This is a genomic window from Geobacillus sp. LEMMY01, assembly GCF_002042905.1.
GTDB classification, from domain to species: domain Bacteria; phylum Bacillota; class Bacilli; order Bacillales; family Anoxybacillaceae; genus Geobacillus; species Geobacillus proteiniphilus.
Genome location: NZ_MVKA01000045.1, coordinates 1 through 20,327 on the forward strand (window position 1 = coordinate 1; position 20,327 = coordinate 20,327).

A 20,327-nucleotide genomic window follows, 5' to 3' on the forward strand; every position below is an offset into this window, starting at 1 on the left:
GAGCGATCTTCGCATGGTCAAAGTCAAAGAGAACATTTCGGGTACGTTTCGCGAAGAAACATTCGCGCAGTCGTTTTGCATCGCAAGAAGCATCGTTTCCACACTGACGAAACACGAAAAAAACGTGTGGGATTCGTTATGTCTTCTGTTGGCAGGCGAAACGATCGATCGAGTTCTTTCCGCTACCTAGGGCATTTTCTATGACCGAAATGCCCTATTTGTGCTGGGCTTTTTTATACACTAGCACTGGGGTGAATAGTTACGAAATTTTACAAAAAGATAGCTTATTTGATGTTTTACAAAACTTTATCGAGCTAAAAATTGAAAAAGACAAAAAGAATAAGAAAAAAGATAAAAAACAATTAATTTTCCCTCGTTTTCATCAATTGGATGCTGTAAGGAAAATTGTAGATGATGTATTAGCAAATGGTCCAGGAAAACGCTATTTAATTCAACATTCTGCAGGAAGCGGAAAGAGCAACACGATCGCATGGCTTTCCTATCGACTAGCATCACTAGCAGACGCAAAAGGTAATGTTATTTTTAATACAGTTATTGTGATTACTGACCGAGTTGTCCTTGATACACAAATTCAAGAAACTATTCGTCAATTTGACTCTACTCCAGGCTTTGTTGCTTATATCGATAAAGATTCTAATCAGTTAGCTGAAGCTTTAAATAATGGATCTAAAATTATTGTAACAACCCTTCAGAAATTTCCTTTTGTGATTGAGAAAATTCAATCAATGCCTGAAAATGCAACATACGCCATCATTATGGATGAAGCTCATAGTTCTCAAACAGGGATAACTGCCAGAAAAATGAAGGATATTCTATCCTACAAAAATTTAAACCAAGCAGCCGAAGCAGATGCTCTTGAAGAAAGCGATGAGCCGGATATTGATGATCAGATTGCTAGCATTTTATCGGCTTATAAAAGAAAACAAAACTTAAGCTTATTCGCATTTACAGCGACACCAAAGAAAAAAACATTAGAGATGTTTGGGCAAATAAATGAAGAAGGAAAACCTGAACCATTCCATCTGTATTCCATGCGCCAAGCTATTGAAGAAGGTTTTATTTTAGATGTGTTGAAAAATTACGTTACATACGAAACATATTTTAAAATATGCAAAGCAATCAATGATGATCCAGAAGTAGAAAAGAAAACGACCATGAAGGGAATTGCTCGTTTTGTATCATTACATCCGACTAACTTATCTCAAAAGGCAGAAATAATCATTGAACATTTTCGAAACTTTACTCGCCATAAAATTGGCGGTAAAGCAAAAGCGATGGTTGTCACAAGCTCACGTCTTCATGCGAAACGATACATGGATGCATTCCAAGAGTATCTAAAGAAAAAGAATTATAAAGATTTATATGTATTAGTTGCTTTTTCAGGAAAAGTACATGATGAAGAATTAGGCGAAACAAAAACGGAATCAGAAATGAACGGGTTCCCTGAATCCCAAACGAAATCTAAATTTGAAGAAGATGATTATAAAATCATGATTGTGGCGGACAAATACCAAACAGGTTTTGATCAACCACTTCTTCATACAATGTACGTTGATAAAAAATTATCAGGCGTCAAAGCGGTACAAACGCTATCGCGATTAAATCGTACACATCCTGAAAAACACGATACATTTGTGCTTGATTTTGTTAATGACCGCGAAACAATCCGCAAAGCATTCCAGCCTTATTATGAAAAAACGGAAATTGATGAACCTACAGATCCGAATATTGTTTATGAATATAAGAGATTGCTGGATGACTTACGAATTTATGAGGAAAATGAGATTGATGAATTTTGTAAAGTTTTCTTTCAACCAAAAGCAAAACAAACATCTAGTGACCATGCAAAGTTATATAAGATATTAGCACTTCCTGAAAAACGGCTTAACTATCTTACTGAAGATCAAAAAGATGATGCAAAATCCATGATGAAAAAGTTTATTTCACAATATCTTTTTCTTTCTCAACTCATTGAATATGATGAAGAAATGAAACGTTATTTTACTTTTATTAGGTTTCTTTACCAAAAAATAAATGCAGGTAAAAAGAAAAACAATAATAATTTTTCAAATGATCTTGTTGATCTAGAATATTACCGTATTCAAAAGGTTGCCGAAGGCGCGATTGAATTGGAGAAAGGTGCAAGCGAACCATTAACGGGCGGAAAAGTTGCTGGTGGAAAAACAAGAAAACCGGAGTATACGCTTTTATCTGAGATCGTAAACCAAATAAACGAATTATATGGATTGGACTTAGATGATGAAGTTGTAAGTGAGCAGTTGTATCAGGTAGCTGAATCATTTGCTAATATGCCTGGAATGAAAGAACAGGTATTAAACAACTCCTATAATGATTTCCGATATCCATTCCAAAATCAATTTATCGACGGAATCATTGACTCCTTCATGGAACAAAAGAGAGAATTAGACCATGAGAACAAACAATTAGATAAATTAATGGAGTTTATTGCTTCCAGCGATGAAGGTTGTAAGATGATCAGCGAAGTAGTGGGTAAAATTGTTTATAATATGATTAAGAATTCAAAGAAATGATGGCTTGGTATTTTTACCAAGCTTTTTTTATAACTTTTTAAAACAAAATGTTTATTTAATACTTTTTTTTGTTAATAAAAAATAAAAACGAAATAAAAAAACAAAGAGGAAAATTAAAAATGTATATCGAACGGGTTAGAAGTTATATAAGAGATTTGTACAAAAACGATAAGAAAAAATATAATTCATTCATCGAGAAATTAACCAAAATATTACAAACTAAATATCGTAAAAAAAATATAAAACAAAGTGAAGTAAAAAGAAGAGTTGCAGAATTTTTAGAAGGTACGCAACCTAAAGCGGAATATTTTGAGGCTTATTTACATGCGATTGATGAAATGTCTTTAAACGGTGCAATTGAAGTTTTGAAAGGGAAAGAAATAAAAGAGCCAAGCAACTGGAGAGAACTTCTGATTCTTTCGGTCGAAAAAAAACCGCTTCCGAAAAACATAGCGCAACATTTTAAGGATCCAGATATACTGGAAGAGGTCAAACGATTGATTTATTTATCCATTACATATTGCGCTGACACAGAAAAGAAAAAATTTCAAATGAAGCTGCATGATTTTAATCGGTTCTTAAATATAAAAAACGATATATAGGATTGGGAAAAATTAACGGGTTTTTCAAAACCCGTTTTTTGTTTGTTAACGATGAAAAAAGGTGGTTTTGAAAACACCTAAAAAAATATTTACATGAATTGGAATTCCCGAAAAACATTTTTTCACCCAAATTTTATAGGGATTTTTATTAAATTTTTGATTAAAAAAATATTTGGATTGGAAAACCATCTTGAAAATTTTAGGTAATGAATCGGTTTTATGTTTGGTTTACAATGAGCAGCGAATGATGCTAGTTTCCTTTGAACACATTTTGTTCGTGATCTTTGTAGAGGTCATTAATTTCAATTTTCAAAGCAGAACATAGTAAAGGCAAAAAATCCGGTCTAATTTTAGCCTTATCTTGTTCAAGCTTGCTTAGATAATTAATGGAAACATTCAATTGTTCGGAAAGATCTTTTAATGTGAGCCCCCGTTTAATACGAAAATACCGAACATTGCTTCCAAAAGACATAAAAAATCCCTCCTAAGGGTTTTTTGGCAAAAATTCACCAATCGGTGAATAAATTCTGAAAACTTGATAATAATATCTTAACAGGAGTTGATACAAAATGTCTAGATATAAATCAACCAACGAAAATCAATATTCAAAATTAATAAAAGAAGGTCGCGGACAAGGGGCAAAACAAGATTACAAACCTTGGCTAACTGTACGCGATGTTCCTTCGGAAGGATTATCAACAAGAATTGCAGGATGGAAAACAGGGAGAATTCATCATTTTTTGTCCAAATTAGAGCTTTCATTTTTTTACGTATTGGAATGGGCATCGGCAGTGACAGATATAAGAGAACAATACCCATTACCGCTTGAAGCAACAATAGAAATTGCAGATAAACTAGGGATTAAACATCCAGCGGTACCAAAAACACAAGAAAGAGCGGTAATGACAACCGACTTTTTAATTGATGTTTATCATAATGACCAACCAAAACTTCTGGCTCGTTCTATTAAACCATCGACTGAACTTGCTTCCAACCGTGTCATTGAAAAAATCATGATAGAAAAAACTTATTGGGAAGAGCAAGGGTAACTATTCACCCCAGTGCTAGTGTATAAAAAAGCCCAGCACAAATAGGGCATTTCGGTCATAGAAAATGCCCTAGGTAGCGGAAAGAACTCGATCGATCGTTTCGCCTGCCAACAGAAGACATAACGAATCCCACACGTTTTTTTCGTGTTTCGTCAGTGTGGAAACGATGCTTCTTGCGATGCAAAACGACTGCGCGAATGTTTCTTCGCGAAACGTACCCGAAATGTTCTCTTTGACTTTGACCATGCGAAGATCGCGTTCGGCTTGGTTGTTRTCAAAGGGAACATGTACTTCACGTAAGAAACGCAGCGCTTCTTCCTTTCGTTTTTGAAGSCGTCGAACAAAAGCAAGTGCTTTTTTCGGAAGAGGCGTCATCGTTTCTAATCGGTGTTGTGCTCTTTCTAGGATGCGATCATACACTCGTTCCCACCGTCTCGCTTCTTCTTCGGAAAGTGCACCGTGATGGGCTTCGACGGCTTGCTTGGCGGCTAACAGAAACGTGGTCATGCGCATCGCCCACGTATGCCCCTGTTCGATGAATCCTTTTAACTCACGCAAATGGTGGGCATGACAAAGGGCATGGGTGGCATGTGTGTATTTCGGATACGTACCGAACGCATCGTGCATCATCGTCCCTTCATATCGGGGAAGAATCCCGATATCATCGGTCGCTTTTTTTCCACGAGAAGCGTGAGGAGCCAAGTATGTATATCTCGATGTACACGCGACATGCACCCATGCGAGTTTCCCATTGATGCGCAAACTCGTTTCATCGACATGCAGGATGTTGGATTCAAGTAAGGCGTCTTCGATGATGTCCATATTTGATTCCAGCGCTTCGCGTCCTCGTTTCACCATATTGGCAAGGGTTCCTGTACTAATCGAGTGTTGATATAACGCTTCGATTGTATCACTTAAACGCTTGTACGGGATCAATTGGATATGATGTAAATAAACAACGAGCGCCGTGAGCCGTGGACCGTATTGCACATGATTCGTGACATGGGATGGGAATTCGGCTTGTTGCACGCATCGACAATGTGGACACGATTTCACTTCACGTTCATGTTGTGTCACCTCGATCGCCACACGAGGGACATCAAACACTTGACGGATATCGACTTTGAACGGTTTGACGTCACGCAAAGAAGCTCCACATCCTTGACACGTATGCACACGGTGGACGACACGATGATGTGGATGTTCCACTTGACGGAGCGTCTTCCCCTCATGTCCCTCTTGCCCACCAGGCTTTTTGCCAGACGGCTCGCGGGAGGAACGCTTTTTCTCAAAACGGTCAGAAGATGGGGGCAAATGGCTATTGGAGCTGTTTTTTTTCGTGCGTGCTTCCAGCTCTTGAACACGGTACTTCAGTTGTTCATTTTCTTTGCGTAGTTGTTTGTTTTCGTGACGCAAATGTTCATTTTCTTGAATGAGTTGATGAATGAGCTGTTTTTGTTGTTGAACTTTGCCGATTAAGCTCTCAACTGTAAATACAGCTTGTTGTACCGTCAACATGCGATTCACCTCCTTGTCTATCAATATTCACATCATGGACAGGAAAAGCAAAAAATATTCAGCTCACTTTATGATGTGGCTGAATAGTTACAAAATTTCTTCCCAAAGATACGAAGTTTTATATCCAGATGGGTGTGGCGGATTTCCTTTACCGTATTCATATCCTTTATTGAATGGTAAAAAGTACGTCTTTTCTTTTTTTAATTCTGTTGTCATATGAACTTCATCTGGGTCGACTGCAAAATGAACGAGAGAGCGCTGATTAAACAAAAAGATCGGCTCGTTTGGATCTCGGTCTTTGTATTGTTCAATAGCATCTTCATAGGATTGACCAGTTAAATGATTTTTTAATTCCATTGTGATAATTGGAAATCCATTCAAATCAATTACCACATCAATGGATTCATTACTTTTTGTGCTGTATTTCACTTGTCGTGTAATCGTTAATCGATTTTTATGATAATTAGCTACTGCATCTGGATTTAAATCATTGTCTGGTTTTAAAAAGAATAATCTTATTGGAATACCGCGGTCTTTATATTTACCCTTAGCACTATCACGTAGCAAACCAATTAACCCTTTTGGGTGCGTTTTAATTGCTCTTGTAAGGGATGTAAGAAAACTATTTTCAATATTTGCTCCATAAATCGTTTCAAGTGCTTCCCAAGCCTTTGGCTGTGTATCTTTAATAAAATTGATTAATCTGGTTGGAAATAGCCCTAAATAAGGATTAAATTCAGCAGGATTACCTTTCAGATAACCCTGCTGAAGTAATACATGTTCTATCGCTGATTCAAAAGCCACTTCACGATGATCGACGGTCATGTTTATTCCCCCTTTCGAAATCCACGAACATCGATTTTTCCGGTAACGGCTTCATAAATTAAAGATTCTCGAAATTCATGCAACTTCTTTATTTGATTATTTATTGCTTCAATTAAATTTTCATATTCTGTATATATTCTTTCAACATAGTTTACAATTTGTACTTGTTCATCATAAGGTGGTTTTACTACAAAAATTGATTTAAATTGTTCTGGATATATTCGCCATCTCATCATCATAATTCCTTTTCCAAACCTATAGCAATCACCTTTGAAATAATGAGATCTAAAATAATAGTGATAAAATCTTGGTTCAATTTCTTCATCTATTTTTCTGTAAACATCATAATCTGGGCTACAAACCCCTTCGTAATCTGAAATTGAAATTGCCCCCATCCATGCTAATAATTTATTAACAACAATGTCATTCTTCTTAACAATTTTGTAATCAATAACGGTTTGTGCTTTATTTCCCTTCTGTTCTAGTTCTTTTCTTGGTTTGACACCTATATCAGTATAAAGAGATAATAATTCAGCGTCTTCCGAATTATTTCTCTCATCAATCTGCTTAAATAAATATTTTATTTTTTTGATTTCCCAATGCTCAGGTACTTCTCCAAGCCATTCAATCCCTGAATCCTTCATCTTAGTTGTTTCTGGCGATAATCCTTTTGTCACCGCTTCAGTGATGATGGATTGGCGATATTCCTTGAGACATTCGATGAGCCGTTCTTTATCTTTGATAATAGAATCAATTTGGGAAGTTTTATGATCTAGGAAATCGGCAATTTCTTTTTGTTCTTTTAGTGGTGGGAACGGAACAACTTCGTTAAAATATAGTTCTTGATCTAAATTTTGAATGCCTGTCGTTTGTTTTATACTTCTTTTATTAATTCTTAAATTATAAAGAGTATTATGAACGTATTTAAAATAATTTGAATCGGATAATTCATTCGTCTGAATTCTTGCAATAAAATTTGAACAAATCGCAGGAAAGTTATGTGTAAATCTAACCACAAACCCAACTGGTTGCAAATCCCCACCACCAGACTTTTCTAGTAAAAGATCTCCAAATTCAATTAACCTTTTATTTTTATCATTAGGTTTCACATTACGAACTGTCAAATTTTTAACATTTATGGTCAAATCATCTCTATTGAAATCCGCTACTCTCAGACAAACTATGTCATTTTCATCAAATTGAGGTTCATTTCCCCATACACCGTTGCTTACTGATTTAATACTATTTTTTAACCTTCCTATTTTCCAATGTTCAGGTACTTTACCTAACCACTCAATTCCTGAATCTTTATATTTCGGATAAGAAGTGTATTGTTCTATCTGTTTTAAATCCTTCATACCAACAACCCCCGAATCTTCTCCGCAATACTTGCTTCAAGCTCTTGAATTTCTTTGGCAATTTCGGAGGATGGACGAAGTTTTTCAAATTTGTAAAAATGACGAGTAAACGAAATCTCATAGCCAACTTTTCCAACGAATCCATCTTTATCATCGGTTATCGTTTCATTAATCCAGGCATCCGGAACATAAGGTTTTACTTCCTGCTCAAAATACTCATAAATATCTTGTTTTAATGGTACGTTTTCATAATCACGAAGTTCTGGATCTGGTTCCGGATTTCCGTCTTTATCAAAGCAAATATCTGCATTTTCGTCTTTTTCGGATAACGCCGTTAAAATGGCTTTCATCACCGGTGCTTTTACGGATAACCCTGCTTTTTTCATTACGTTTTTCAATTCTTTTTCAAATTCATCTCGATTTCGGAAAAGTTTTGAATCATCAATATCTCTGATTGCATTCATAATTGCCCCTTGTTCTTCTTTTGTTAGTTTTGTAAATGATTTTTGCTCATAAAGTCTTTCTATTCGCTCTTTGCTCGTTTGAAAATTCAATCGTAATGGTCGTTCAATGGTAATACGTCGATAGCCAAAGTCTTCATTATCAAAGATTTTGCTGTATTCATTTTCTTCGAAGAAGCTGTATAGCTCTACAATTTTTTGAATATGCTCTTCACTAAGCTCATTTCTTTTATTTCCTAAGTTTTTACGCATTTTTTGATAAAAATCTACCGCATTAATAAGTTGGATCTTCCCTTGTCTTTCTGGACTTTTATGGTTGCTTAAAATCCATACATAGGTTGCAATACCGGTGTTATAAAAAAGATCTGTCGGAAGAGCAATAATCGCTTCAAGCCAGTCGTTTTCAATAATCCATCTCCGTATTTCGCTTTCCCCTGAACCAGCTCCACCAGTGAACAACGGACTTCCGTTTAAAACAATAGCAATACGACTTTCTCCTGGTTTCATTTTAGAAATCATATGTTGTAAGAATAATAATGATCCATCACTTACGCGAGGAAGACCTGCCCCAAATCTTCCTGAGTAACCCAGCTCTTTATGTTCTTTTTCAATTTCTTTTTGAACTTTTTTCCAATCAACTCCAAATGGCGGATTAGAAAGGAAATAATGGAATTGTTCATTCTGTAACCCATCTTGAGTAAAGCTATTTCCAAATTTTATATTAGACGCATTTAACCCTTTGATAAGCATATCTGCTTTACAAATTGCATAGGATTCAGGATTTAATTCCTGTCCGAAAACTTCGATATTCATCGTAGGATTTAACTTTCGTAGATACTCATGAGCTACTGCAAGCATTCCTCCTGTTCCACAAGCTGGATCATAAATTTTACGAACAACTTTTTCTCCGGTTAACGCTTCTTTATCGGCATCAAACAAGATATTTACCATTAATTTGATTACTTCTCGTGGAGTAAAATGTTCTCCGGCAGTTTCGTTGGATTGTTCAGAGAAACGACGGATAAGCTCCTCAAATATGTACCCCATTTCAATGTTGCTTACGACATCCGGATGAAGATTAATTTTTAAGAATTCATCTAATACTAAATACAACAAATTTGATTCGCTTAATCTCTGAATATGCACGTCAAAATCAAAATGCCGGAGAATTTCCCGGACGTTTTCGGAAAATCCGTTCAAATATGTACGAAAGTTATCTGCTAACAAATTAGGATAATTCTTTAGGCTCTTCAATGTAAAAGGGCTAACATTATAAAACGGCGCATTGGCTACACGGTATAAAATTCTTTGATTAAACAAGGTTAAAGGTTCTTGCATCGTTTTATATTTTTCTAATACTGCATCCTTTGTAGGTTCAAGAACACAATCTAATCGACGGATGACCGTAAGCGGTAAAATGACTTTACCATAATCGGATTGTTTATAATCACCACGTAATAATTCGGCAGTATTCCAAATTAAACTTACTTTATCAGAAAAATTCATAATCCCACTCCTTTTATACCATCATAATCCTTTCAACAAAATTCTCTGTTGTAAAATCCTTTCCTTTTTCATTTTTAGTATAGAACCCTTCATTGTGAGTTTCCATATGAATTTAACCGATTTATTTTAAAAAACAATAAAAGTGTTGGCAATAAAGCATTGCCAACACTTTTATCTTGGTTACCATCTTTATTTTCCAGTTACCAACTTTATTTTTCAGTTACCATCTTTATTTTCTAGTTACCAACTTTATTTTCCGCGGACACAGTCTTTCCGACCAACGAACCGCTCACTCCACCGTCACGCTCTTCGCCAAGTTGCGCGGTTTGTCGACGTCGCAGCCGCGGTGCAAGGCGGCATAGTATGCGATCAGCTGCAACGGCACGACGGACACAAGCGGCGTAAGATCCGGATGGACAGCCGGGATGATGAAGCGGTCGCCGTCGCCTTCCAGGCCGCGCATCGAGATGACGCACGGGTTCGCGCCGCGGGCGACGACTTCTTTTACGTTGCCGCGAATGCTTAAGTTGACGTGCTCTTGGGTGGCGAGGGCGATGACCGGCGTGCCGTCCTCAATCAAGGCGATCGTGCCGTGTTTCAGCTCGCCGCCGGCGAACCCTTCCGCTTGGATGTAAGAGATCTCCTTCAGTTTCAGCGCGCCTTCTAGGCAGACATAGTAGTCAACGGCACGGCCGATAAAGAAGCAGTTGCGCGTCAACGTCAAGTAGTCGCTTGCGATTTTCTCCATTTCCTCTTTCGCATCACACAGCATTTCCATCACATTGGCGACGATGGCGAGCTCTTTCGTCAAGTCAAAGTCCAGCTCAAAGCCTTTCGCTTTCGCCGCCGCGGCGGCCAAAATCGCAAGCACAGCAATTTGCGCCGTATATGCCTTTGTCGAGGCAACGGCGATTTCCGGGCCGGCGTGCAACAGGAGAGTATAATCGGCTTCCCGCGACAGCGTCGAACCTGGGACGTTCGTGATCGTGATCGCTTTATAGCCGAGTTTGTTCGTTTGCACGAGCACGGCGCGGCTGTCGGCCGTTTCGCCGCTTTGCGAGATAAAGATGAAGAGCGGCTTTTCCGACAACAGCGGCATGTTGTACGAAAATTCGCTGGCAATATGCACTTCGACTGGAATTTTCGCCCACGACTCGATCAATTGCTTGCCGACAAGACCTGCGTGGTAGCTCGTTCCGCACGCGACAATGTACAGGCGGTCGGCGTTCAGCACCTCATTGATGATCGCTTTGTCAATGGCCAATTCACCGTTGTCATCTTGGTATTTTTGAATGATGCGGCGGATGACGAACGGCTGCTCATCAATTTCTTTCAGCATGTAATGCGGATACGTCCCTTTTTCAATGTCGCTCGCATCGAGCTCAGCCGTAAATGGCTTCCGTTCGACTGTTTCACCGTTTAGCGTTTGAATCGTGACGTTCTCGCTCGTGACGATGACTAGTTCCCCATCCATCAGTTCGACGAATTGATTCGTCACTTGAAGCATCGCCATCGCATCGCTCGCCACGACGTTAAACCCATCACCCAATCCGACGAGAAGCGGGCTTTTGTTTTTCGCTGCATAGATGGTGTTTTCGTCTTGTGCATCGATCATGGCGATGGCGTACGATCCTTTTAACTGCGAGAGCGTTTTTCGGAACGCTTCTTCCGTTGTCAGCCCGTCACGGACGAATTTTTCCACGAGCTGGACGATCACTTCCGTATCCGTATCGCTTTGAAACGCAACATCGGCTAAATAATCGCGCTTGACCATTTCATAGTTTTCAATGACACCGTTATGCACGAGCGTAAAACGGCCTGAGGCGCTTTGATGCGGGTGGGCGTTCACTCGGCTTGGCGCCCCGTGTGTCGCCCAGCGTGTATGGCCAATGCCGACCGTTGCGTTGACGTTCGGGTCGACGATGCGGCGCAAATCAGCGATCCGTCCTTTTTCCTTAAACACATGCACGCCGCTTTCGTTCAATACGGCGATCCCCGCCGAATCGTAGCCGCGATACTCGAGTTTTTCCAATCCGCGCAATAAAATTTCCTTCACATCTTGATAACCGATATAGCCAACAATGCCGCACATGGCAAATGTTCCTCCTTTTCATCTTGGAGGCTGCCGCTAACGAGAACCGTCTTTCCTGTTCAGTTGTCAAAGAACATGTTCGGGGTCTCGCCGATCCACGGGCGGCAGACTCCCTTCTTCGTTTCGCGCGATGACATCCCCCCCTTTGTGCAAAGGGTCACCCCTTTGTTTTAAGAGAGGACTTGCGGCTGTCATCGCTCCAGCCGGGAGGCATCCGCCGAAAACCTCGATAAACCTCCTCCTCGTCAACTAAGCGTTCTTCCGTCCAACGCTTAGTCCAGGCGCTTTTGTCTCGTCAAAACCGATGCAACAACCAACCACCTTTTTGCTTTGTTGGCCATGCCTACGGTTGCGGCAAGCCATCACTTCACCATGTTCCGCTCTTCGCCCTTCCATCGCCTCCTTTCAAGAAAAAGGCAACAACGTTAATATTACAGGACATTCCCAGCGGCGTCAACTATCATCTATCCATCCCTTTATATAAAATAACCTATGCATAAACGGAAGCGAACGTTCCGTCTATGCATAGGGTGGTTGTCCAAACAATCGATTATTCCGCTCCCATTTCACGGCGGACGACATCCGCGATCCGCTCAACGTAGGCGCGGCACGCTTCCTCGGTTTGGGCCTCCGCCATAATGCGCACGAGGGGTTCCGTCCCTGACGGACGAACGAGGACGCGGCCATTGCCGTTCATCTCTGCTTCCACTTCCGCGATCACTTTCTTGACTTGCTCATTTTCCATCGCTTTTTCTTTATCTTTTACCCGGACGTTCACAAGCAGCTGCGGGTATTTTTTCATTTCCCCCGCCAATTCGGAAAGCGGCTTGCCTTTGATTTTCATGATGTTGACAAGCTGGAGCGCCGTCAACATTCCGTCCCCCGTCGTGTTGTAGTCGAGGAAGATGATATGTCCGGACTGCTCGCCGCCGAGATTATAGCCGTTCTTCTTCATTTCCTCGACGACATAGCGGTCGCCAACGGCCGTTTGTACACTTTTGATTCCCTGCGCCTCAAGCGCCTTGTAAAACCCAAGGTTGCTCATGACCGTCGAGACGACAGTTTGGTGCTTGAGGCGGCCGGTTTCTTTTAAATATTTGGCGCAAATGTACATAATTTGATCGCCGTCAACAATGTTGCCGCGTTCATCCACGGCGATGAGGCGGTCGCCATCGCCGTCAAAGGCGAGCCCGACATCGGCTCCTTTTTCTTTGACAAATGCGGCTAGCGCTTCCGGATGGGTGGAACCGACTCCTTCGTTAATGTTGAGCCCATTGGGCGACGCCCCCATCGTCACGACATCCGCATCCAAATCGGCAAATAAGTACGTCGCAAGCGATGACGTCGCCCCGTGCGCGCAGTCGAGGGCGATTTTCATCCCGGAAAAATCTTCTTCATCGATCGTTTGTTTTAAATACTGCAAGTATTTTTGCCCGCCTTCAAAATAGTCGTTTACTTGCCCAAGTCCAGCCCCGATCGGCCGCGGCAGCATATCCTCCGCGCTGTCGATCAGCGCCTCAATTTCCGCTTCCTGCTCATCCGACAGCTTGAACCCGTCCGGGCCGAAAAATTTAATGCCGTTATCTTGCACCGGGTTGTGAGAAGCAGAAATCATGATGCCGGCCTGCGCTCCAAGCGCCTTCGTCAAATAGGCGACACCTGGCGTGGAAATGACGCCAAGGCGCATCACTTCAGCCCCGATCGACAAAAGCCCCGCGACAAGGGCGCCTTCAAGCATATGGCCGGAAATGCGGGTGTCGCGCCCGATCAATACTTTCGGGCGCTCAGCGCTTTTGGTCAGCACGTATCCGCCGCAGCGGCCGATTTGAAACGCCAACTCTGGCGTCAGTTCACGATTCGCGACTCCTCGTACACCATCAGTGCCAAAATATTTGCCCATTCATTCACTCTCTCCTTACTATGCAGTTTATTGTGCAGTTGCTTTATCGATAATATGGACCATCGCCGTTTCCGCCGACGGCTGCCATTGGACTTGTTCAGGGTGGTTCCATTGAATGGGAACTTGATGTTCGCCGGTGTCAAGCCCACGGACATCGACATACAAACGAATATCGTCTTTTGTCAACCCGCGGACGATATCAGGCGGACCGACAAGGCGGACCGTAATTTTGCCTTCAAGCGGTTTGACAAATTCAGCTTTGTATGAATCCGGCAAGCCGACGACGGCGATCGGCACGTCTTTCCACGTTTGCGTGACGTCTTTTTCCACATCAATATGCACCTTGATTTTGTCTGGATCGACGTTTTTTGCCCCATCAGGGAGCGGAACATCAAGTTCTACCGTCGCATCATCGGTAATGTCGTCCAAATCAACTGTCAATCCTTCCAGCTTGTCAATATGGTTCAACACTTCCTTCGGTCCATAAATCGTCACTCGATCCGGCTCCGGCGTGATGCTGACAAGATGCACACCATCCGGCAGCTCTCCGGTTGTCTGCACTTGAACCGGCACCGTCTTGCTCGGGCTTTTCACCGGCACGGTTACTTCCACCGACGATGGCTCTGGCTCAATATCCAACTCATTTCCCCGTCGATCGTACACCCGAACGCGCGCCTCTCTCGTCAGCGTTTCCGTCGCCCCATCTAAGTCGACGATGGCTTTGACAAACGCAATCTCGTCGATTAGTTCCTTCGCCCCGGTAATCGTCACGGCATCTGGTTTCACAGTCGGTTCTCCAACGGAATAGCCATCCGGCATTTTGTTTCGATTGAAAAATTCAACACCGACCGGAAACCGTTTCGACACTTTTTCACGAATCGTCACTTTGGCCGAGGAAGGCTGAATCGTCACTTTCAACTTGTCGGAGATGTCCCTGTATTTGATCGGCACCGTGTATGTCCCTAACGGCAATTCCGTTAAATCGACATACACCTCGAAATTCCGCTGCAGAGCCGTCGGCTTGACAATGCTGGCGGGTCCTTGGAGCGTAACGTTCACGTATTTCGGGACGCCAGATACGACCAAGTTGTCTTCATCATAGTAAGCGACCACCGGAATATCGATCAACGTTTCCGTATCTTCCTGGCCAAACGTGTTGCGCGTCTCACCGGTTTTCGCCCCGACATTGGCCGACATATACAGCATAATCGCCAGCAATAAGGAGACAACGCGAATAAACCAAGGATGGTCCATCAACTTATCCATGTTTCTTCCCCCTCCACTGCCAACGGGAAGAAGCAGGCGCCTTCGTCGCTGGAGCAAGTTCGCCGGTCAACAGCTCCCGAAACTCATCGATCGTTAAATCGCGGTACAGCTCGCCGTTTTTCGTCAACGATACTGCTCCCGTCTCTTCCGACACGACGACGGTGACGCTGTCGGTCACTTCGCTGATGCCGAGCGCCGCCCGATGGCGTGTTCCGAGCTCTTTCGAAATAAACGGACTTTCTGATAACGGTAAATAACAGGCCGCCGCAGCGATTTGGTTTTTTTGAATAATGACCGCCCCATCATGGAGCGGTGTGTTCGGAATGAAAATATTAATGAGCAGTTCCGGCGATACATGGGCGTTTAACATAATGCCGGTTTCGACATAATCGTTCATCCCGGTTTCCCGCTCGATCGAAATGAGCGCGCCGATGCGTCGCTTCGCCATATACTCGGTCGCTTTTACAATGGCTTCCACCATTCGCATCCGCTCTTCATCTTCATTGACCGTGTTGCGGGTGAACAGCCGCCCGCGGCCGATCTGCTCAAGGGCGCGCCGCAATTCTGGTTGAAAAATGATGATGATCGCGAGAAATCCCCAAATGATCGCCTGATCCATCAGCCATTGCAACGTCGTCAATCCGAGGTAATTGCTCACGAAACGAACCAAAATAATTAAAAAAATGCCTTTTAACAGCTGAATGGCCTTCGTCCCGCGAATCATCATGATCAACTTGTAAATCACATACCAAACGACAAGGATATCAACCACTTTTAATAAATATGACACGATGGGGAGCTCTTCGAAGGACATCTTCACACTTCCTTTATCTCTAATTCCAATCTGCTGATGGTCACGGAAAAAGCCATCGAACGATGGCTGCCATCATTCAATCGATTGGAGCGCACGATTGAACTTTTCTTTAATATTATACCAAATCCATTCGAACACTTGATTAATTTCCTCCACTTCCCCTGTCACTTGCCCGGCGGACGCCATATATTTCTTTCCATGAATCACAGTCACGTCCCCATCAACCGTTCCTTCAATCCGAATCGAGCCATTGCGGACGACAATATCCCCTTTGACCGTTTCTCCTTTCGGCACGATGACAGTATGATCGCGGATGATGACATGTTCATCAGCTGAGACGGAAAACGCGCCTCTTTCCCCCCATGAAGAAGCTAAGCTGCTTAAAGTGAGCGCTAAAAACAACGAGGCAGCCGTAAGCAGCGGGTGACGATGCATAAAACGGCGCAGCCGCGCGGTCTTTCTCTCTTTCGGCATCGCCTCCATGACCTTGGCCGCAAACGACGGCGGCGCCGCAACGTGGGCGGCATATTGGAGGAAAGCAACCGTCTTTTTCAGCTCGTGAAAACGGGCAGCGCACGCAGCGCACGAACGCAAATGTTCCTTCAGCCGCTGCTCTCCTTCTGGCTGAAGATCCCCATCAAAATAGCTGTGCATGAGTAACACGATTTCTTTCGGACATTCCATAGTCTCCCACCCTCTTATAAATGACCCAATTGCCTGCGCAACGCTTCGCGGCCGCGATGCAGCCGCGTTTTCACCGTGCCGACCGGCAACCCTAAAATCTCGCTGATTTCTTGCAACGACAAATCTTCCATATATTTCAACACGATCACGCTTCGATATTTTTCTGGCAACCGCTCAATCGCCCGCTGCACCGTCTCTTGCAGCTCCAGGCTTTCCACTGCCTCCTCCGGGGATGCTTCGCGGGAAGGAAGCTGAGCCTGCATCGTCAACCCGTCCGTGCCTCCGACCTCTTCATCTAAATACACGTCCGGCTTCCGTTTCCGCAATTTATCGATCGTCAAGTTCGTCGCGATTCGGTACAGCCAAGTGGAAAACTTCATTTCTGGATTGTACGTATCAATATGGATGTAGGCGCGGATGAACGCCTCCTGCGCCGCATCTTCCGCCTCATGCCGATTGCCGAGCATTCGATAGCAAAGACGGTAAATCTTGTCCTTATACAAATCGACAAGATCCGCGTATGCGTTTTGATCCCCTTTTTGGATCGCCTTAATTCTCTTTTTAATAAATAGATCCATAAAATACAATACCCCCGCCTCACGGCTTACCGTATATTACGGCGCTCGATCAAGAAAAGTTTCATGCAACATATTTATTGTATCATACAACTGAAAAAGAGGGGACGCCAAACAAATGGCAGCCCCTCTTTCACAAACAGCGGGAACAAATCATCATCATATCCGTGAATCCCGCAACCAACCCTCTTTGCCCACATGCATTAAATGAGTTTTTCACCAAACAACGACCCCATCAGCGCTACAGCAACTGATGCTGTTTTGTTCCGCTCATCCAAGATCGGGTTCACTTCGACAAATTCCGCTGAAGTGATGATTTGTGCTTCGGCCAGCATCTCCATCGCCAAATGGCTTTCGCGGTATGTCAATCCTCCAATGACAGGCGTTCCGACTCCCGGTGCGTCGCTTGGGTCAAGGCCATCCAAGTCAAGCGACAAATGAACGCCATCCGTTCGTTCTTTTAAATAGGCGATCGTTTCTTCCATCACCCTTGTCATTCCGAGCCGATCAACCTCATGCATCGTGTAAATTTTGATTCCTTTTTCGCGAATAAACTTCTTCTCCCCTTCATCAAGGGAACGGACGCCGATCAACACGACATGTTCCGGCTTGATTTTGGGGCTGTATCCGCCGATTTGCGTCAGCGCCGGATGGCCAAACCCGAGGCTCGCCGCCAGCGGCATGCCATGAATGTTTCCAGACGGCGACGTTTCCTCGGTGTTGACGTCGCCGTGCGCGTCATACCAGATCACTCCAAGCCGCTCATAATGTTTCGCCACCCCGGCGAGCGTGCCAATGGCGATGCTATGGTCGCCGCCCAGCACAAGTGGGAAGCGCCCCCGCTGAACGACTTGGTCAACCGCCGCCGCGAGTTTCTCATTCGCCTCCGCAACCGCTTTCAAATTGCGCAACCGTGAATCTCCTTGCTCGTGCAACCGCTCTGCTTTCCCAATCGGAATATCTCCCAAATCTTCAATATCGTAATGAAGACGTTCCAGACGTTCGATGACGCCTGCATAACGCATTGCGCTCGGCCCCATATCAACGCCGCGGCGTGTCTGCCCTAAATCCATCGGAACCCCGATAATTGAAATTGGCTTCATGCTGTCTCCCACTCCTTTCCGGTTCCTGTTACGTCTTTATTGTAGAGGAAAGAAAGGGGATGACTCAACTTGACAAAATTTTGAATATTTATACCGATATAACAAAAAAGAGCAGGCTGCTTTTGGTTGTCAAGCAGTCTGCTCTTGATGGAGCCTATCGGGATCGAACCGATGACCTCCTGCGTGCAAAGCAGGCGCTCTCCCAGCTGAGCTAAGGCCCCGCCCAAGCGGAAGACGGGACTCGAACCCGCGACCCCCACCTTGGCAAGGTGGTGTTCTACCACTGAACTACTTCCGCGCTATGGTGAGCCATGGAGGACTCGAACCTCCGACCCTCTGATTAAAAGTCAGATGCTCTACCTACTGAGCTAATGGCTCATAGTTAGGATAACACTCTAGGTACTACCTAGCTCTACCTGCCTCTTCCTCTCCCAGCCGATTCAAAGATGCCAAGTGCGTCGAGGCAACTCGCAGCGAACTCGAAGATGTAACGCTCGTTACTGAGCTAATGGCTCATAGTTAGGATAACACTCTAAGTATGATCTTAGCTCTACCTGCCCCTTCCTCTGCCAGCCTGTTCAAGGAAGCAGATGCGTCGGGGCAACTCGATGCCTATTCGACGATGTAACGCTCGTCACTAAGCTAATGGCTCATGACCATGTTTATGTACAAAAAAATAATGGCTGGGCTAGCTGGATTCGAACCAGCGCATCACGGAGTCAAAGTCCGTTGCCTTACCGCTTGGCTATAGCCCAACGCGATGAGAAAGAAACGCTGTATTCAATTGCTATTATATCTCAGCAATCAGGGAAGTATACACTTTTCATTTCGGCCAATCATCCTTGAAAGGACGACTGGCCGAAATGGAGTGACCCGTACGGGATTCGAACCCGTGTTACCGCCGTGAAAGGGCGGTGTCTTAACCACTTGACCAACGGGCCGGAAAATAAATGGAGCTTCCAACCGGGCTCGAACCGGTGACCTCTTCCTTACCATGGAAGTGCTCTACCTACTGAGCTATGGAAGCGCAAAAATGGCTCCGCAAGTAGGATTCGAACCTACGACCTACCGGTTAACAGCCGGTTGCTCTACCGCTGAGCTATTGCGGAATGATGAATAAACTATATGTCATGCACATCTTCCCAATGTGCTCGCTGCCTCTTCCTCTGCCAGCTAATTCAAGGAAGCGAGATGCGTCGAGGCAACTCGTAGTGAATTCGATGATGCTAATGCTCGTCGCTGAGCTATTGCGGAATAATGAAACATTGCCTAGCAGCGACCTACTCTTGCAGGGGCGCTGGCCCCAACTACCATCGGCGCTGGAGGGCTTAACTTCCGTGTTCGGGATGGGAACGGGTGTTTCCCCTCCGCCATAGCCACTAGGCAATGGTTATCATCTTGGACAGTAATTATTATATCCATCCTGTTGGATTTGTCAACAGGATGTTCATTCCCTCAAAACTAGATAACCGTTGGAAGAAGCCGCTCGCCTGCGCTTTTCGCATTGTCCAGCTCCGGCTCGCCGCCGCTCGGGGTCAAATAACCTTCGCCTTCGGGATTGTAAATCCCTGCAGGCGAAGAACATTTGCCCGTCGCGGCGACCCGCTCGCCTGCGCTTTTCTTGGTTAAGCCCTCGATCGATTAGTATCCGTCAGCTCCACGTGTCGCCACGCTTCCACCTCGGACCTATCGACCTCGTCATCTTCGAGGGATCTTACCCGCTTCACGCGGTGGGAAATCTCATCTTGAGGGGGGCTTCACGCTTAGATGCTTTCAGCGCTTATCCCGTCCGCACATAGCTACCCAGCGGTGCCCCTGGCGGGACAACTGGTACACCAGCGGTGCGTCCATCCCGGTCCTCTCGTACTAAGGACAGCTCCTCTCAAATTKCCTGCGCCCGCGACGGATAGGGACCGAACTGTCTCACGACGTTCTGAACCCAGCTMGCGTACCGCTTTAATGGGCGAACAGCCCAACCCTTGGGACCGACTACAGCCCCAG

At 44.0% G+C, this 20,327-nt stretch carries 15 protein-coding genes, 7 tRNA genes, 2 rRNA genes and 1 pseudogene; 4 read left to right on the plus strand and 21 right to left on the minus strand.

Going from position 1 to position 20,327, the window contains the following annotated elements; all coding sequences use genetic code 11:
- From B1A75_RS17350 to B1A75_RS17360, 3 genes and pseudogenes are all read left to right on the plus strand, one after another.
- Window positions 1-190 (plus strand): annotated as a pseudogene (locus tag B1A75_RS17350) (IS66 family transposase); the annotation flags it as partial.
- Between the two features lie 10 nt (window positions 191-200).
- Window positions 201-2,573, plus strand: a complete 2,373-nt coding sequence (locus tag B1A75_RS17355) for a type I restriction endonuclease subunit R (protein WP_079936592.1) — start codon at window positions 201-203, stop codon at window positions 2,571-2,573.
- Window positions 2,574-2,692: 119 nt separating this feature from the next.
- On the plus strand, window positions 2,693-3,175 hold the full coding sequence (locus tag B1A75_RS17360) for a hypothetical protein (protein ID WP_079936593.1): 483 nt from the start codon (window positions 2,693-2,695) through the stop codon (window positions 3,173-3,175).
- 250 nt (window positions 3,176-3,425) lie between these two features.
- Here the strand turns inward: B1A75_RS17360 and B1A75_RS17365 are convergent, their stop codons facing one another.
- Window positions 3,426-3,647: a helix-turn-helix domain-containing protein gene (locus B1A75_RS17365; RefSeq protein WP_079936594.1), complete on the minus strand. Its 222-nt coding sequence runs from the start codon at window positions 3,645-3,647 to the stop codon at window positions 3,426-3,428.
- Between the two features lie 97 nt (window positions 3,648-3,744).
- Here B1A75_RS17365 and B1A75_RS17370 point away from each other — a divergent pair, with 97 nt between their 5' ends.
- Complete coding sequence (locus B1A75_RS17370) at window positions 3,745-4,224, plus strand: TnsA endonuclease N-terminal domain-containing protein (RefSeq protein WP_079936595.1); 480 nt, start codon at window positions 3,745-3,747, stop codon at window positions 4,222-4,224.
- 69 nt (window positions 4,225-4,293) lie between these two features.
- Here the strand turns inward: B1A75_RS17370 and B1A75_RS17375 are convergent, their stop codons facing one another.
- The 20 genes from B1A75_RS17375 to B1A75_RS17470 all read right to left on the minus strand — a co-directional run.
- Entirely contained in the window at window positions 4,294-5,742 is a 1,449-nt protein-coding gene (locus B1A75_RS17375; RefSeq protein ID WP_050368115.1) for an IS66-like element ISBst12 family transposase, read from the minus strand.
- Between the two features lie 87 nt (window positions 5,743-5,829).
- Window positions 5,830-6,567, minus strand: a complete 738-nt coding sequence (locus tag B1A75_RS17380) for a type I restriction endonuclease (RefSeq protein WP_079936596.1) — start codon at window positions 6,565-6,567, stop codon at window positions 5,830-5,832.
- A 2-nt stretch (window positions 6,568-6,569) separates the two neighbouring features.
- On the minus strand, window positions 6,570-7,925 hold the full coding sequence (locus B1A75_RS17385; protein WP_079936597.1) for a restriction endonuclease subunit S: 1,356 nt from the start codon (window positions 7,923-7,925) through the stop codon (window positions 6,570-6,572).
- Window positions 7,922-9,895 carry a type I restriction-modification system subunit M gene (locus tag B1A75_RS17390; protein ID WP_079936598.1) on the minus strand — a complete coding sequence of 658 codons (1,974 nt, stop codon included), beginning with the start codon at window positions 9,893-9,895 and terminating at the stop codon, window positions 7,922-7,924. The genes B1A75_RS17385 and B1A75_RS17390 overlap by 4 nt, the downstream gene beginning before the upstream one ends.
- 286 nt (window positions 9,896-10,181) lie before the next feature.
- A complete protein-coding gene (gene glmS, locus B1A75_RS17395) occupies window positions 10,182-11,984 on the minus strand; it encodes a glutamine--fructose-6-phosphate transaminase (isomerizing) (protein WP_079936599.1) in 1,803 nt (600 codons plus the stop codon).
- A 550-nt stretch (window positions 11,985-12,534) separates the two neighbouring features.
- Window positions 12,535-13,884 carry a phosphoglucosamine mutase gene (gene glmM, locus B1A75_RS17400; RefSeq protein WP_079936600.1) on the minus strand — a complete coding sequence of 450 codons (1,350 nt, stop codon included), beginning with the start codon at window positions 13,882-13,884 and terminating at the stop codon, window positions 12,535-12,537.
- A gap of 27 nt (window positions 13,885-13,911) precedes the next feature.
- The gene (locus tag B1A75_RS17405; RefSeq protein ID WP_079936601.1) at window positions 13,912-15,150 is read right to left on the minus strand and encodes a CdaR family protein; all 1,239 of its coding nucleotides are present in this window, start codon (window positions 15,148-15,150) and stop codon (window positions 13,912-13,914) included.
- Window positions 15,143-15,964 carry a diadenylate cyclase CdaA gene (gene cdaA, locus B1A75_RS17410; protein WP_074044759.1) on the minus strand — a complete coding sequence of 274 codons (822 nt, stop codon included), beginning with the start codon at window positions 15,962-15,964 and terminating at the stop codon, window positions 15,143-15,145. The genes B1A75_RS17405 and cdaA overlap by 8 nt, the downstream gene beginning before the upstream one ends.
- A gap of 72 nt (window positions 15,965-16,036) precedes the next feature.
- The gene (gene rsiW, locus B1A75_RS17415) at window positions 16,037-16,648 is read right to left on the minus strand and encodes an anti-sigma-W factor RsiW (RefSeq protein ID WP_079936602.1); all 612 of its coding nucleotides are present in this window, start codon (window positions 16,646-16,648) and stop codon (window positions 16,037-16,039) included.
- Between the two features lie 14 nt (window positions 16,649-16,662).
- Window positions 16,663-17,226 carry an RNA polymerase sigma factor SigW gene (sigW, locus tag B1A75_RS17420; protein WP_074044761.1) on the minus strand — a complete coding sequence of 188 codons (564 nt, stop codon included), beginning with the start codon at window positions 17,224-17,226 and terminating at the stop codon, window positions 16,663-16,665.
- A gap of 200 nt (window positions 17,227-17,426) precedes the next feature.
- A complete protein-coding gene (gene rocF / locus B1A75_RS17425; RefSeq protein WP_013143994.1) occupies window positions 17,427-18,326 on the minus strand; it encodes an arginase in 900 nt (299 codons plus the stop codon).
- A 148-nt stretch (window positions 18,327-18,474) separates the two neighbouring features.
- Window positions 18,475-18,547, minus strand: a tRNA-Ala gene (locus tag B1A75_RS17430).
- Between the two features lie 5 nt (window positions 18,548-18,552).
- Window positions 18,553-18,624: transfer RNA gene (locus B1A75_RS17435), tRNA-Gly, on the minus strand.
- Window positions 18,625-18,628: 4 nt separating this feature from the next.
- A tRNA-Lys gene (locus B1A75_RS17440) sits at window positions 18,629-18,704 on the minus strand.
- Window positions 18,705-19,006: 302 nt separating this feature from the next.
- Window positions 19,007-19,081 (minus strand) — tRNA-Gln (locus B1A75_RS17445).
- 114 nt (window positions 19,082-19,195) lie between these two features.
- Window positions 19,196-19,267, minus strand: a tRNA-Glu gene (locus B1A75_RS17450).
- A 10-nt stretch (window positions 19,268-19,277) separates the two neighbouring features.
- Window positions 19,278-19,353, minus strand: a tRNA-Thr gene (locus tag B1A75_RS17455).
- Between the two features lie 7 nt (window positions 19,354-19,360).
- A tRNA-Asn gene (locus tag B1A75_RS17460) sits at window positions 19,361-19,435 on the minus strand.
- Between the two features lie 158 nt (window positions 19,436-19,593).
- Window positions 19,594-19,710: ribosomal RNA gene (rrf, locus tag B1A75_RS17465) — 5S ribosomal RNA — on the minus strand.
- Window positions 19,711-19,947: 237 nt separating this feature from the next.
- A 23S ribosomal RNA gene (locus tag B1A75_RS17470) occupies window positions 19,948-20,327 on the minus strand; the annotation flags it as partial.